Annotated in this window: 13 protein-coding genes; 9 read left to right on the forward strand and 4 right to left on the reverse strand. The window is 37.8% G+C overall.

The window, feature by feature from the left end; all coding sequences use genetic code 11:
* Positions 1-191 precede the first annotated feature (191 nt).
* Both dkgA and ABN217_RS07895 read right to left on the reverse strand, forming a co-directional pair.
* Positions 192-1022, reverse strand: a complete 831-nt coding sequence (gene dkgA, locus ABN217_RS07890; protein ID WP_196553514.1) for a 2,5-didehydrogluconate reductase DkgA — start codon at positions 1020-1022, stop codon at positions 192-194.
* Positions 1023-1050: 28 nt separating this feature from the next.
* Positions 1051-2208 carry an iron-containing alcohol dehydrogenase gene (locus ABN217_RS07895; protein WP_196553515.1) on the reverse strand — a complete coding sequence of 386 codons (1158 nt, stop codon included), beginning with the start codon at positions 2206-2208 and terminating at the stop codon, positions 1051-1053.
* 179 nt (positions 2209-2387) lie between these two features.
* On the opposite strand from ABN217_RS07895, the gene ABN217_RS07900 reads away from it, so the two are divergent.
* Positions 2388-3170, forward strand: coding sequence for a class I SAM-dependent methyltransferase (locus tag ABN217_RS07900; RefSeq protein WP_196553516.1), 783 nt, complete (start codon positions 2388-2390; stop codon positions 3168-3170).
* Between the two features lie 160 nt (positions 3171-3330).
* On the opposite strand, the gene ABN217_RS07905 is transcribed toward ABN217_RS07900, so the two are convergent.
* Positions 3331-3999 carry a DedA family protein gene (locus ABN217_RS07905; protein ID WP_196553517.1) on the reverse strand — a complete coding sequence of 223 codons (669 nt, stop codon included), beginning with the start codon at positions 3997-3999 and terminating at the stop codon, positions 3331-3333.
* 123 nt (positions 4000-4122) lie between these two features.
* Complete coding sequence (metC, locus tag ABN217_RS07910; protein WP_349439247.1) at positions 4123-5313, reverse strand: cystathionine beta-lyase; 1191 nt, start codon at positions 5311-5313, stop codon at positions 4123-4125.
* Between the two features lie 327 nt (positions 5314-5640).
* On the opposite strand from metC, the gene exbB reads away from it, so the two are divergent.
* From exbB to hybE, 8 genes are all read left to right on the forward strand, one after another.
* Positions 5641-6660, forward strand: coding sequence for a tonB-system energizer ExbB (gene exbB / locus ABN217_RS07915; RefSeq protein ID WP_196553519.1), 1020 nt, complete (start codon positions 5641-5643; stop codon positions 6658-6660).
* A gap of 6 nt (positions 6661-6666) precedes the next feature.
* On the forward strand, positions 6667-7095 hold the full coding sequence (gene exbD / locus ABN217_RS07920; RefSeq protein ID WP_072069444.1) for a TonB system transport protein ExbD: 429 nt from the start codon (positions 6667-6669) through the stop codon (positions 7093-7095).
* A gap of 1944 nt (positions 7096-9039) precedes the next feature.
* On the forward strand, positions 9040-10164 hold the full coding sequence (hybO, locus tag ABN217_RS07925) for a hydrogenase 2 small subunit (RefSeq protein ID WP_072069443.1): 1125 nt from the start codon (positions 9040-9042) through the stop codon (positions 10162-10164).
* Positions 10161-11174, forward strand: a complete 1014-nt coding sequence (gene hybA / locus ABN217_RS07930; protein WP_036911746.1) for a hydrogenase 2 operon protein HybA — start codon at positions 10161-10163, stop codon at positions 11172-11174. Before hybO ends, hybA begins: the two co-directional genes overlap by 4 nt.
* Complete coding sequence (hybB, locus tag ABN217_RS07935) at positions 11161-12342, forward strand: Ni/Fe-hydrogenase cytochrome b subunit (protein WP_196553520.1); 1182 nt, start codon at positions 11161-11163, stop codon at positions 12340-12342. The genes hybA and hybB overlap by 14 nt, the downstream gene beginning before the upstream one ends.
* On the forward strand, positions 12339-14042 hold the full coding sequence (hybC, locus tag ABN217_RS07940) for a hydrogenase 2 large subunit (RefSeq protein ID WP_072069441.1): 1704 nt from the start codon (positions 12339-12341) through the stop codon (positions 14040-14042). Before hybB ends, hybC begins: the two co-directional genes overlap by 4 nt.
* Positions 14042-14530, forward strand: a complete 489-nt coding sequence (locus ABN217_RS07945; protein WP_072069440.1) for a HyaD/HybD family hydrogenase maturation endopeptidase — start codon at positions 14042-14044, stop codon at positions 14528-14530. Before hybC ends, ABN217_RS07945 begins: the two co-directional genes overlap by 1 nt.
* Complete coding sequence (gene hybE / locus ABN217_RS07950) at positions 14527-15021, forward strand: hydrogenase-2 assembly chaperone (RefSeq protein ID WP_196553521.1); 495 nt, start codon at positions 14527-14529, stop codon at positions 15019-15021. Before ABN217_RS07945 ends, hybE begins: the two co-directional genes overlap by 4 nt.
* The last annotated feature ends 37 nt before the right edge of the window (positions 15022-15058 follow it).

Raw genomic sequence — 15058 nt, forward strand, 5'->3', positions numbered from 1 at the left:
TTCTCGTATTTATATATCTTTTTTATATCAGAAAGTGAACTTGAATTAATTAATTTCTAAAGATATAAAAAAATGCATTCAGAAAAATAAAAATATATCGTCAAAAAAAGGAAGAATAGAGGATGAGCGAATTGAATAAGAAAAAAGTCAATAGGAAATAACACTATTGACTTTTAACGTGTGAATTAATATTAGATATCAACAAAAACATCAGGATCAGGTCCTAAACGTTTTTTCTGCTCAAGTGTTGTTATTTCCGCAACTTCCTCTTTTTCTAATTTAAAATCAAAAATGTGAAAGTTTTCTTCAATACGAGAAGGGGTGACAGATTTTGGAATAACCACTAGTCCACTATCTAAATGCCAACGTAACACAATTTGAGCGGGTGTTTTATGGTATTTTTCAGCCAGTTTTTGAATAATTGGTTGATCAAATACGCCCTCGCCGCCTTGGGCTAATGGGCTCCAGGATTCAGTCACAATATTGTGAGTCGTATTCCATGCTCTTAATGGTGCTTGTTGCATTAATGGATGAATTTCAATTTGATTAATAACAGGAGTAACGCCCGTTTCAGTAATGATACGTTCGAGGTGCTCTTCTTTGAAATTACAGACACCGATACTTTTGACCAAACCTTCTTTTTGCAAGATGATCATTTGCTTCCACGTTTCAACATAAAGTTCACGTGATGGTGCTGGCCAATGTATTAAATAGAGGTCAATATAATCAAGTTGTAAACGCTGAAGACTTTCTAAGACAGCACCACGAGCATGGGTTTGATCGTTGTTCCATAATTTGGTTGTGATAAAGAGTTCATCACGAGGAACCGTCGTCTGTTTTAGCGCTTTACCTACACCTTCTTCATTGTGATAAATTGCCGCGGTATCAAAAAGACGATAGCCTGTATCAAGAGCGTGGTGAATAGCTTTAACCACTTGATGGTTATCTGCTTGCCAAACGCCAAGCCCTAATTGAGGTATTGCGTTGCCATCAGATAATTTGATTAGTTTAGGTTTATTCATTTATATCTCCAAAGTCGTATTAAAGTCCTTAGAGTGCCGCTGTATAAATACGTTGGCTGACTTCTAACGTGATATCTTGGTGCTCGCCCAGCGCTGTTTGTCCATGCTCTTCCAATTTTCGCACTAATGCGGGAATATCTTCTTCATTGATTTTGAAATCAGCCAGTCGAGTTCTAAGACCCATTAATTCAAAGAATTTTCGAGTTTCGTTAATCGCAGTTTCAATTTTAAAAGCGTCAGAACCTTGGTTTATACCCCAGACTTTTTGTGCATATTGGATTAACTTTTCATATTTAGCCTGTCGTTTTTCATTTAATAGGGCAGGTAAAACGATGGCGAGAGTTTGTGCATGATCAAGCCCGTGTAAAGCTGTGAGTTCGTGACCTAATGCATGCGTAGCCCAATCTTGAGGAACACCAACACCAAGGATGCCATTAAGGGCTTGTGATGCTGTCCACATAATATTAGCACGGATATCATAGTCTGTAGGTGATGTCAGCGCTTTTGGTCCTTGATCAATTAAAATACGTAAAAGGCCCTCTGCATATTCATCTTGTACACGAGCATTCACAGGATAAGTGAGATATTGCTCTAATATATGAATAAAAGCGTCTACAACCCCATTAGCCGTTTGTCTTGGGGGTAAAGAATAGGTAGTTGTAGGATCTAAAATGGCACAATGAGGGTAGACATAAGGACTGGAAAAGCTTTGTTTATCCATGGTCTGTTTTTTACTGATAACTGAAAAACTGTTTGTTTCTGTACCAGTTGCCGGAAGCGTTAATACGCAACTTAAAGGTAGGGCTTTTTCAACGACTTTACCGCGACTGGTAACAATTTCCCATGGCTCGCCTTGATAGGGAACAGCAGCTGCAATAAATTTTGTCCCATCAATAACCGACCCGCCCCCTACGGCTAATAAATGCGTGATACCGTGATATCTTGCATAAGAGACGGCTTTCATCAATGTTTCATAAGAAGGGTTGGGTTCAATACCACCGAATTCATGAATTTGATGGCCGGGAAGTGCAGTATAAATTTGGTCTAATACACCATTACGTTTAATACTACCCCCACCATAGGTCAGTAATATCCTTTCATTTTTTCCGATTTCAGAACGTAATTTTTCGATTTGACCTTGACCAAAATGAAGGCGAGTAGGGGAGTAATAAGTAAAGTTTTGCATGTTGTTTCCACCTTAAATTGATGTTCTGTGGGATGACAATAAATCAGGAAAAATTTATTTATTGTATCTAGACGAAATAGCATGACATAACTATAACTGTAAGGTTGTAGAATTAAGAGGTGAATTATCTGCCTTAATGACTACAACGTCCTATCGTGTTGTAATTTATAAGGAGTTATATGGAAAGTCATTATTTAACATTAAACCAAGAACATTGGGATAAACAAGCTGCAATGGAAAATCAGTGGTCTAAGCCTGTAAGCGATGAAGAAATTATCGCTGCAAAGCAAGGCGACTGGAAAGTTCATTTAACGCCTAACCCAGTTAAGAGTGAGTGGCTAGCTGATATTAAAGGTAAAAAAATACTCTGTTTAGCGTCTGCGGGTGGGCAACAAGCGCCTATTTTAGCCGCGGCTGGTGGTATTGTGACAGTATTTGATTTATCAGAAGGGCAATTAAGTAAAGATAGCCAATTGGCGCAAAAGCATCAGTTAGATTTGGTGGCAGTACAAGGAGATATGGCAGATCTAACAGCATTTGCTGATGAAAGTTTTGATATTATTTTTCATCCTATTTCCAATTTATATGTACCAGATGTAAATCCTGTTTGGCAAGAGTGCTACCGTGTTTTGAAGAATGGCGGTGTATTGATGGCGAGTTTCTATAATCCCGTTGTATTTGTTGATGATAGAGATCCGCAATTACGTTCTCAGGGATTAATGAGACCCACTTACCGCTTACCGTATAGTGATCAAGATTCATTGCCTTCAGACATTCTGCAAGAAAAAGTGGCCAAAGGTGATGGGCTTGTATTTGGTCATTCTTTAACGGATCTTATTGGTGGACAATTAGCGGCGGGTTTTCTATTACAAGATTTTATTGAAGATTTTGCCCCTCATGCGCGTTTTCTTGTTGATAGCTATATTCCTACATTCCTTGCTTCAAAAGCGATTAAGCTTTAAAGAGAAATAGAGTAAAAAGACCATGATTGTAATTAATATAAATGGATTTTTAGTCAGATATTAATAGATTAGGAGATAAAACAATGAACAACTGAACTTTTGAAGTATTAGATGATTAAAAACGCCATTATAATGTTTAAAATAATGGCGTTTTTTTGAATTACTTATTACTGGGGCTATTTTTACGATGGCGAATATACATTACGATAGAGCCAATTAAACCTGCGCTTAAGAGCAATACAGGCAGTGTCATCAAAATATTCATCACTAATGTTTCATGCTTTTGAATAAAGGGAATTAAATTCAATACATAACCTAGTGACACAATAATACCCACCCACAAAAAGCCACTTAACCAGTTAAATATTTGAAAGCGACGTTGTTGTAATTCGGATAAGCCTGCTAACGTTGGTAATAATGTTCGTACAAAACCGATAAAGCGACCAATTAATAGTGCATACAAACCTTGGCGATGGAAAAGATCATTTGCCTTATGGTGATATTGCTCAGGTAATTGAGCCATCCAACGTTTAACTATTTTTGTATCACTTAACCAGCGACCTTGTAAAAAACCAAGCCAACTCCCAATACTGGCGGCAGTACCTAATACAATGATTGTCGGAAAGAAGTGTAAAACATCTTTTGCAATTAAGGCACCGCAAAGAATAAGCAGTGTATCTCCTGGTAAAAATGCTGCGGGTAACACCCCATTTTCCAGCATAATAATAACAAAAAGAACAATATAGATAACCCATAACACATTAGGATTAGCCAACACCATATAATCGTGTTGCATTAATGCGTGAATTATCTCTTTTAATGTACCCATTAGCGAACTCGCATTAAAAAGAACTTTATGTTCGCTATTCTAACGCAAAATAAAGATAACAGTTTGATTTAATCCCTGTGGAACCACAGGGATAGATTTTTTTTATAAAAATTTAATGATTAATTAAGAAATACGTAAAAATGCGTGTTCAAGATCTTCAATTAAATCATCTACATTCTCTAATCCAATATGAACACGGAATAATGTGCCAGTAAATGTAGGTTGTGTTTCATATTGGCGCATTGCTTTAATGTCATTAGGTTGATAACCCAAAATTAAAGATTCAAATCCTCCCCATGAGAAAGCCATTTTAAATAATGAAAAGTTATCTAAAAAAATCTCAAATTCTTCTGGCGAGAGGTTTTTTTTCAAACTAAAAGAGAATAATCCGTTACTGCCTGTGAAATCACGTTGGAAATATTCATGTCCTGGGCAAGAGGCTAGCGCAGGGTGATAAACGTTATCAACTAATGGATGCTGTTTTAGCCAACGAGCAACTTCCAATGCGCTTTGCTCATGTTGCTTCATTCTTACTGGTAATGTTCTTAATCCTCTTGCTGCCATATAAGCAGTATCAGGATCAACACATTGTCCTAATAGATAGGTATTTTCTCGTAACTGTTTCCAACAGCGTTCATTCGCTACAGCAAAACCTAACATGCCATCAGAGTGGCCATTAATATACTTTGTGGCAGATTGGATTGAAATATCGACACCAAAAGTCAGTGGTTTAAGTAGCAATCCTGCCGCCCAAGTGTTATCAATCATAATAATGATTTCAGGATTATATTGGCGAACTGAGCTGATTATTCCTTGTAGATCTTGAATTTCCATCGTGATTGAACCGGGGGATTCAAGAAAAATAATTTTTGTTTCAGGTCGCAGTAGTTGACTGATATTTCTACCTATTAATGGATCAAAATAGGTTGTTGCGACTGAAAACTTACGTAAGATCTGATCACAAAAGTTTTGCGTTGGATCATAAGCTGATCCTGTCACAAGAATATGAGAGCCTTGTTCAACAAAGGCGAGTATAGACTGCGTAATAGCTGCCGCACCTGAAGGAAAAAGTGCACAACCTGCACCGTTTTCTAATTCAGTTAAGGCTTCTTGTAAGGCAAAATGGGTGGTTGTACCTCGACGGCCATAAAAAAGTGTACCCTCCGCGCGTTTTTTGGTTGCATCACGTTTTTGTGCAACTGAATCAAAAATAACAGATGAAGTGCGTTGTATAATAGGGTTTACTGCGCCGTGAGAATATTTTTTAGCTCGACCAGAAAGGAGGAGTGAGGTTTCTTGTTTTTTTAGCGTCATCCTTAATACCTTCTTTTAATTGATGGTGTGTTTACTCCACGTTAATTCATTTTTTGGATAAGTACAAAAGACGATCGATGTAGTTGATAAAATTTCACGTTACGTGAAATAACGATAATTTGTCTTAAAAATCGACAAATGAAAAAAAAATAGCCAAATAGTAATGATAATTACTATCAAAATGCTTCATGTTTGATATCATTTGAGCGTTTTCTCTTTCCTGATGGCAAACAGGATGATTGTAAGCGAACGATTTTGGGTAAGTAGTGACGGAAAACGTCATTGCTGAATAAATAAATAGATAAAAAGAGAGTAAAAGGCCAACTGATGCGTAATTTGACAGCTTCTATTCTATTGGCAATCGGTCTGACAGGCTCTGCTTTTGCGGATACGACTCCTGCCACACCAACTGAACAGCCAACTACTGCTGCCGTTTCTTCAACAGCTTCTACACAGGGAACTGCTACAACTACAACACCAACAACAGACTCATCTGCGAATACCAGCAATGAGGCTAAAGTACCGGGTTCTGAACCTGCTAAGCCTGAGGGTGAAAATACTTTACCTGCAACGGTTGAAAATGCAGAAAACACGGTAAATACTCCGTCAGCGACAGAAAATTCATCACCAGCAGTAGAGCCAGAAATGGTTGCTGGTGGTGGGTTTGCAGAAGATTTATCCGTAATGGGCATGTATCGTAATGCCGATTTAGTCGTTAAAAGTGTCATGATTGGCTTACTGTTAGCTTCTATTGTGACGTGGGCGTTATTTTTCGCCAAAGGAAGCTACTTACTCTCATTACGTCGTCGATTAAGAAATGAAACAGCGCAATTAGTTGATGCTAAATCACTCAATGATGCTTTAACCATTAGCAAAAAATTTGGTAATAAGAGCGCGACTGCTGATTTCTTTAATGATGCTGAATTAGAGCGTACATACTCTCAAGAAAGTAAAGTGGCATCAGGCATTAAAGAACGCGTTGAAATGCGTATGGAACGTCGCGTTGCTGCCATTGTTCGTGAATTAGGCCGTGGTAATGGCTACTTAGCGACTATCGGTGCAATTTCTCCATTTATCGGTCTTTTTGGTACGGTTTGGGGAATTATGAACAGTTTTATTGGTATTGCACACTCTCAAACGACTAACTTAGCAGTTGTTGCTCCAGGAATTGCAGAAGCTTTATTAGCTACCGCGATTGGTCTGATTGCCGCCATCCCAGCAGTTATTATTTATAATATTTTTGCTCGTATGATCGCAGGTTATCGTGGTGAAATTGGTGATATTGCAACAGGTGTGGTGACATTAGTTAGCCGTGACTTAGATATCGAAAACAGCAAAGCAAGGTAATGAATTATGGCAATGCGTCTTGGTGATGATTCAGGTGATGATAATGAATTACATGATATCAATGTGACGCCTTTTATTGATGTCATGTTGGTTCTGCTCATTATCTTTATGGTAGCCGCGCCTTTAGCTACCGTTGATATAAAAGTAAATTTACCCGCTTCAAGTGCAAAACCACAGCCACGTCCTGAAAAGCCTGTCTATTTGACTATTAAGTCTGATAAGCAAATTTTCATTGGTGAAGAGATGGTCACGCATGAAACGATGGCTAATGTGTTAGATACGATGACACAAGCAAATAAAGAGACCACTATCTTTTTTCAAGCAGATAAAAGCGTTGATTATGAAACGTTAATGGCTGCCATGGATTCGTTAAGAAAGGCAGGGTATCTCAAAGTTGGATTAGTAGGGATGGAAACAGTCTCTACAGGTGGATAAAGTTTAGAAATACGCCATCCAACTAAGTATTATTACGCTATTTTAAAAGCACTTTATTTATCGTTGTAAAATGATGAATAAGGTGCTTTTTTATTGTACAAAAAATTATACTTATATTTTTTATTGTTTTTAGTTATTAATGAGACAATTAATAAAATTGAGTTAGAATAAAATTTAGCTTTAGTGTTGAATAATATTAATAATAGATAGATTAATTTTAAGAATAAATAGTTAATTAAGTTACTTGGTAATAACGAGCTGAATCAATTAATGCTAAGTAGATATTATTATTTCAACTTACCTTACATTAATATTCATTAACTCTTCATTTTTTTTCACTTTTTGATTTGTTGATATTTTCTTTTTTAAGTTAAATCTCCTTATAACCATATGATTAGTAATGTTTTTGTGTGAATTTGATTTAAGTGTAAAAATACTTGCGTAAAAAATCTTATTGGATATAATGCATCCACGTTACAAATTGAAACATTCTGTTACGTACAAGAACGCCTAATTTGTTTATTATCTAAGTTATCCGTATTTGGATGCTTATTTTTTTATTGCACCAGGTAGACCGTTGTTTTCAGTCATTCCAATTTCTGATAAGTAGATTTTATTTACTTATTCAAACCACTTCTTATTTTTGATAAGCGGTGAGTAAAATAAAACGTGAAAGGCAGAGAACTACACATAGCATTTTATTATTTTAATAAATTTAAAGGCCATAACATTTCGGTGTTATGGCTTTTTATTTTGTTGACTGATTCTATTTTTATCATTATTTTTGTCGTTCCTGTCGTTCCTGTCGTTCCTGTCGTTCCTGTCGTTCCTGTCGTTCCTGTCGTTCCTGTCGTTCCTGTCGTTCCTAAATTTTAGTCTAAAAGGGAGATGCTTTGCTTTGGGTTTATCTCTTATTCTTTATAAGGTCTTTGTTAGATTGAAAACTACAACCAGTTAACAAAGTGCTTTTCTATTTTTTAGATTTATGACCACTTCTTTTATCTATTCTCACAAAAAAAAGAAATATGCTTTATTTGGGGATTTTTTATCGATAGTTTGTGCTTTTTTTATCCACAATAACAACAAGGATTTAACATGAAAATTTATTTAGGCTAATTTCATTATAAACTCGATATGTTATAAAATAACTTAATGTAATTATCGCGATAGATTACTAATTAGTAATAATTAATGATCTTATCTTTTGAATGTTATCACACATCAATATGTATTTAATTTTATAACGATTTTACGTTAGGATATTAGCTTATTCCAAAAGCGAATATACATATAACTATATGAAAAATGATAAGAAAAACAGGTTAATTTATGATTAAAAAATAAACAGGATCATAATGATTAAAAAATAATAACAAATGAAGATTGGATAAATTAGTAATTAAAATAGACTGAAATTAAATATATTAATGTAATGATTTCTTGTTTATGAAATGCAATTTTTAACATTATTTATGATGTAATATAAAGGTTGATAATATGAAAACAAGAGTCATAATTATAATTAAAAAATATATTAAAACTTATCTTTAATAATTTTTTTTAGAAAATTAAAAATATTAATTATTAATTTTGTATTATTTTAAATATATTGTCTTATAAATTGAGTATTTTTTAGCTTGTTTGTATCGCATTGATTTATAATGACTAATAAAATTTAATCTCCCTGCTTATTGAGATAATGAGAATTATTTCTATTTAAATTATCATTATTAAATAGCATTTTAATAATTTTAAAATGACGAAATATATAAAATATAGGCGTTAAACCTTATATTGCTGAAACGTTTTTACTCACATAAAAGAATAATTTATTTTTTAATGAATTATCGCTTGATAATGATCAAGTCATTATTGTGTCGGAGTGTTAAAAAGGCGGTGTTTTAAAATTATTCCAATTAAAAATCATCATATCAGGAGAGATATATGGCCTTGGGGAATAATGTTTTTTCCCATCATGGTATTAACCGACGCGATTTTATGAAATTGTGTGCTGCGTTGTCAGCTACCATGGGATTAAGCGGCAAAGCAGCCGCAGAAATGTCAGAAGCAATGGCGTCATCTGAACGCCCACCCGTTATCTGGATTGGTGCTCAGGAGTGTACAGGGTGTACGGAGTCTTTATTACGTGCAACTCACCCGACTCTGGAAAACCTAGTACTTGATGTTATCGCACTTGAATATCATGAAGTGCTTTCTTCAGCTTTTGGTGATCAAGCTGAAGAAAATAAACACAATGCGATGGAGAAATATAAAGGTAAGTACGTTCTCGTTGTCGATGGTTCAATTCCAGACAAAGATGGCGGTGTTTACTGTATGGTTGCAGGAAAACCTATTCTTGAGCATATCAAAGAAGCCGCTGAAGGGGCCGCTGCGATTATTGCGATTGGTTCATGTTCTGCATGGGGTGGTGTACCAGCAACTGGGGGTAACCCAACAGGCGCTAAATCATTGGAAGCAATTTTACCGGGTAAAACCGTTATTAATATTCCAGGATGTCCACCAAATCCACATAATTTCTTAGCAACTGTTGCACATATTATTACTTTCAACAAATTACCTAAGTTAGATAGCAAAAACAGACCGCTTTTTGCTTATGAGCGTTTAATTCACGAAAACTGTGAACGTCGCCCTCATTTTGATGCGGGTCGTTTTGCTAAAGAATTTGGTGATGAAGGTCATCGCCAAGGTTGGTGTTTATACCATTTAGGCTGTAAAGGCCCTGAAACCTATGGTAACTGCCCAACATTGGAATTCTGTGATGTCGGTGGTGGAATTTGGCCTGTGGGTATCGGTCACCCTTGTTACGGATGTAACGAAGAAGGGATTGGCTTTACTAAAGGTATTTTCCAATTAGCGAATGTTTATCAGCCAACACCAAAAGCGCAAGTGCCTGATGTTAATGCGAAAGAAGGTGGCGGCGTGTCTTATGGTGCTGCGGGCTTGCTCGGTGCTGTCGTAGGTGCTGTCGCCGGTGTCAGTGTGATGGCGGTGCGTCAATTAGGCCGTGACAAGAATGCCACAGGAGCCTCACAGGAGGATAAACGGTGAATAGGCGTCATTTCTTTAAGCTGGCATCAGGTGGGGTTCTCCTTGCGGGAATGGCTCCCACTGCGAGTCATGCTGCGGCGCAGAACCGTCCCCCAATTCCTGGGTCTCTCGGTATGCTCTATGACTCTACATTATGTGTAGGCTGTCAAGCATGTGTCACAAAATGTCAGGAAATCAATCACCCGGAGCCAATGGAGCGTGGTGATACTTACGCCAATGGTGATCCGATTTGGTCAAACAATGACAAATTAAGTCCTTACACAAATAACATTATTCAAATTTGGCGTGATGGTACTGGTGAAAATAAAGACCAACTGGAAAACGGTTATGCCTTTATTAAGAAACAATGTATGCATTGTGTCGATGCAAACTGTGTTTCTGTTTGTCCTGTTTCTGCGTTAACCAAAGATCCAAAAACCGGTATTGTCCATTATCACGCAGATATCTGTACAGGTTGTCGTTACTGTATGGTGGGATGCCCCTATAACATTCCAAAATACGACTATGACGATCCATTTGGTAAGCTCTATAAATGTGAGCTTTGTAACCAAAAAGGTGTTGAGCGTTTAGACAAAGGCTTATTACCAGGTTGTGTTGAAGTGTGCCCAACAGGTGCGGTTATTTTCGGTACACGAGAAGAATTGCTTGAAGAAGCAAAACGTCGTTTAGCGAAAAAAGCGGGTGAGGAATACCATTACCCACGTCAAACCATTAGTGGTGGCGATACTTATCTGCATAAAATTCCTGAATATCAAGATCATATCTATGGTGAGTTTGAAGGTGGCGGTACGCAAGTCATGGTACTTTCAGCGGTGCCTTTCGACAATTTAGGTATGCCAGAAGTAGCACCATTATCTACAGGTGCGCGTTCTGAACATATTCAACACACGCTTTATAAAGGCATGGTATTACCAATAGCAGCCCTTGCAGGGATCACCTATTTGGTTAACCGTAATAGTAAAAAACAAGAGCAAGAACACCACAAGGAGGATAACGATGTCGAGTCATGATCCTCGTCCACTTGGCGGTAAGTTATTTACTCTCGCTGTAAGAGTGTTTTTACCGCTTGCTGTGCTCGGTTTTATTCTTATTGGTAAGCGTTTGATATTAGGTCTGGGTGATGTCTCTGACCTGAATGGGGGATACCCTTGGGGTATTTGGATTGCTTTTGACTTATTGATAGGAACAGGCTTTGCATGTGGCGGTTGGGCACTTGCATGGGCTGTTTATGTCTTTAATAAAGGCGAGTTTCACCCATTAGTGCGTCCTGCATTATTAGCGAGCTTGTTCGGCTATTCATTAGGTGGTTTATCCATTGCTATTGATATTGGTCGTTATTGGAACATGCCTCACTTCTTTATGCCGCAATACTTTAACGTTAACTCAGTGTTGTTTGAAACAGCGACCTGTATGACCATCTATATTATGGTGATGGCATTAGAATTCTTACCTGCGTTATTAGAACGTTTAGGCTGGAAAGTGTCGTTGAAACGTCTTAACAAAGCGATGTTCTTTATTATTGGTCTTGGTGCTTTACTGCCAACCATGCACCAATCCTCAATGGGGTCATTAATGATTTCAGCGGGTTGGAAAGTACATCCACTGTGGCAATCTTATGAGATGTTACCTGTTTTCTCCCTGTTAACTGCTTTTCTTCTTGGTTTCACTATCGTTATTTTTGAAGGTTCTTTGCTAAAAGCAAGCCGCACCATGAATGATGATGAAACACCACTATTTACCAAGTTAACTAAAGTAATCGAAGTGCTACTGATTGCGTTCTTGGTCTGTCGTTGGGGTGAAATTATTTGGAACGGTAAACTGAGTTATATCGGAAATGGAGATATGTTCTCGTGGTTATTTATTGCTGAAAGTGCATTGTTATTACTTCCTCTTATTTTGATGCATTTAAATAATAACCGTCGTAGTCCAAAAATGCTGTTTGTCTGTGCTGTCTTTATTTTAATCGGCGCAGCAATGTGGCGTATGAACTACTCTTTAGTTGCTTACAACCCAGGCAATGGTTACCACTATTTCCCAACAGCAAGTGAATTGCTGATTTCTATTGGTTTCGTTGCATTTGAAGTAACAGCTTACATTCTTATTATCCGTTTACTGCCGGTTTTACCTGCACAAACAGACTCAAATATACAATTAAAAAAGGCTGAGGTTAAATCATGAGCCAACGCATTACTATTGATCCTATTACCCGTATTGAAGGGCATTTACGCGTCGATTGTGAAATTGATAACGGAAAAGTTGTTAAGGCTTGGTCTTCCGGTACCATGTGGCGTGGAATGGAGGAGATCCTAAAAGGAAGCGATCCTCGTGATGCATGGATTATCGTGCAACGTATTTGTGGTGTTTGTACGACAGTTCACGCAATTGCCTCAGTACGCGCTGTAGAAGATGCTTTAGGTATGGATATTCCTGTGAATGCGCAGTATATCCGTAACTTGATTTTAGGTTCACATATCATCCATGACCATATCGTCCACTTCTATCAGCTTTCTGCGATGGACTGGGTTGATATCACATCAGCATTACAAGCCGATCCTGAAAAAGCATCAGCGATGTTAAAAGGGGTTTCTGAATGGCATCTGAACTCTGCCGAAGAATTCAGAAAAGTACAGAAAAAAATCCAAGGTTTAGTGGACAGTGGCCAGTTAGGTATTTTTGCTAATGGCTACTGGGGTCACTCAGCCATGAAATTGCCACCAGAAGTTAACCTAATTGCGGTTGCTCACTACCTGCAAGCACTTGAGTGTCAGCGTGATGCAAACCGTATTGTGGCTATTTTGGGCGGTAAAACACCTCATATCCAAAACTTGGCTGTGGGCGGTGTGGCTAACCCGATTAATCTTGATGCGCCAAGTGTTCTCAACTTAGAACGTTTAATGTACGTGAAAAGCTTTATCGATAAACTAGGTGATTTTGTTAACCAAGTTTATAAAGTAGATACTGCTATTTTTGCGGCTTATTATCCTGAATGGTTAAAAATCGGTAAAGGTGCTAACTACTATCTGTCTGTACCTGAATTACCAATTAATGGTAATAACACAGAGTTCTTATTGTCTGGTGGTTATATGGAAGGGATTGATTTCTCTACTTATCGCCCAATTAAAGACTGGAAAGATCAAAACCTGAAAGATGGTATCGAAGAAAGTGGTAAACACGCATGGTATGAAGATGATGAACCATTAAAACCATGGGAAGGCTTAACTCGTCCTAAATACACTGGTTGGGATGAGAACAACAAGTACTCATGGGTTAAATCACCAACATTCTATGGCAAACCTGTAGAAGTTGGCACGTTAGCATGGTTAGTGTGTGGGTTAGCAGGTAAGCACGAAGGAACTGTTAGAAACTACAACGATATCAATAAGATCTATACTCAATTAACCGGTGAAACACTGGTGACAGAGCAACTAGAATCGACTTGGGGACGCATCATTGGACGTACTGTCCATGCATGTGTGTTACAAGAATCACTGGCCTCTTTATGGCAATCATTGGTTGATAATATCGGCCGTGGTGATACAGCTGCCTTTATTAAACCAGAGTTTGAACCAGGTAAAGAGTATCGTGGTGTCGGTTTCGAAGAAGCCTCTCGTGGTATGTTATCTCACTGGATCGTGTTTAAAGACGGTAAAATCACTAACTATCAGGCAGTTGTTCCATCAACATGGAATGCGGGTCCTCGTAATTTTAATGATGAACCGGGTCCTTATGAACTCTCTCTAGTGGGTACACCTGTTGCTGATCCGAAAAAACCGTTAGAAGTGGTAAGAACGATACACTCCTTTGACCCATGTATGGCATGTGCTGTGCATATGGTTGATTTAACAGGTAAAGAGCTAAGTAAGGTGAAGGTATTATAATGCGAACTCTCGTCTTAGGTATTGGTAATTTATTACTAAGCGATGAAGGCATTGGTGTTCGTATAGTAGAAGCGCTCGAAGAGCGCTTCTCTTTACCAGAGAACGTCGATGTTATTGATGGTGGCACATCAGGTATGGAAATTTTGCAAGATATTGCAGCAAGAGACCTCCTGATTGTTGCCGATGCGGTAAGAAGTAATCATGAACCAGGCAGTATTTTTATCTTACATGATGATGATGTTCCGGCACTTTTTACACAGAAAATTTCTCCTCATCAATTAGGTTTATCTGATGTATTAATGGCTTTACGTATGACGGATGAATTTCCTCGTAAGCTTATTTTAGTGGGTATTGAACCTGCATCATTAGAGCCAAGTATGTCACTGTCTGATATTGGTGAAAAATCAATGGAAATTGCGTTAGAGCACGTAGTCAATATTTTGCGTGAATACGGCATTCCAGTGACACCAAAAGAGGTAATCGCATGAGTGAATTAAGCTGGGATATCATCGGTTATGACAAACCACCAGTAGAGTTACTTGAAGCTCGTTTTAGTGAAATTGCTGAAAAAGAGATGAAAGGATTGCCTTTTTATCGTGAAGGTATTCCTGTTAAAGCAGGGGGCTTTACCTTATTTGAAAATCAGTGGATAGGCTCAGTTCTGACGCCTTGGATGTTAGAACTCGTGGTTTTTCCTGGACCTTCACAAGAGTGGCCACATCGAAAAGTGGGTGATCGTATCGGGTTAGAATTACCTTGTGGACAGATTAAATTTGTTGTGGGCGAGCTTGCGGGGGGTATGCAATATCTTGCTTGTTCATTAATGTCACCACTTGATAGGCACCTAACAGGTGAACATGCTGTTGAGTTGGTTGAAAATAGTGTAAAAATGGCACTTTCTCTTCCTGTTCAGACACAATCCGTAGCAGAAGTTGATTTAAGTCGTCGTTCTCTCTTCCGTGGTCAGTTAAGATCATAGTGTAGAAATTTTACGCGACACAGAGTCACATTCTTCT

The sequence above is a fragment of the Proteus sp. fly-1067 genome (assembly GCF_040139345.1).
Taxonomy (GTDB): domain Bacteria; phylum Pseudomonadota; class Gammaproteobacteria; order Enterobacterales; family Enterobacteriaceae; genus Proteus; species Proteus vulgaris_B.

What these genes read in the sequence shown, in the direction of transcription:
- dkgA (WP_196553514.1), bottom strand. Translation starts at nt 1,022, where the DNA reads ATGAATAAACCTAAACTAATCAAATTATCTGATGGCAACGCAATACCT.
- ABN217_RS07895 (WP_196553515.1), bottom strand. Translation starts at nt 2,208, where the DNA reads ATGCAAAACTTTACTTATTACTCCCCTACTCGCCTTCATTTTGGTCAA.
- ABN217_RS07900 (WP_196553516.1), top strand. Translation starts at nt 2,388, where the DNA reads ATGGAAAGTCATTATTTAACATTAAACCAAGAACATTGGGATAAACAA.
- ABN217_RS07905 (WP_196553517.1), bottom strand. Translation starts at nt 3,999, where the DNA reads ATGGGTACATTAAAAGAGATAATTCACGCATTAATGCAACACGATTAT.
- metC (WP_349439247.1), bottom strand. Translation starts at nt 5,313, where the DNA reads ATGACGCTAAAAAAACAAGAAACCTCACTCCTCCTTTCTGGTCGAGCT.
- exbB (WP_196553519.1), top strand. Translation starts at nt 5,641, where the DNA reads ATGCGTAATTTGACAGCTTCTATTCTATTGGCAATCGGTCTGACAGGC.
- exbD (WP_072069444.1), top strand. Translation starts at nt 6,667, where the DNA reads ATGGCAATGCGTCTTGGTGATGATTCAGGTGATGATAATGAATTACAT.
- hybO (WP_072069443.1), top strand. Translation starts at nt 9,040, where the DNA reads ATGGCCTTGGGGAATAATGTTTTTTCCCATCATGGTATTAACCGACGC.
- hybB (WP_196553520.1), top strand. Translation starts at nt 11,161, where the DNA reads ATGTCGAGTCATGATCCTCGTCCACTTGGCGGTAAGTTATTTACTCTC.
- hybC (WP_072069441.1), top strand. Translation starts at nt 12,339, where the DNA reads ATGAGCCAACGCATTACTATTGATCCTATTACCCGTATTGAAGGGCAT.
- ABN217_RS07945 (WP_072069440.1), top strand. Translation starts at nt 14,042, where the DNA reads ATGCGAACTCTCGTCTTAGGTATTGGTAATTTATTACTAAGCGATGAA.
- hybE (WP_196553521.1), top strand. Translation starts at nt 14,527, where the DNA reads ATGAGTGAATTAAGCTGGGATATCATCGGTTATGACAAACCACCAGTA.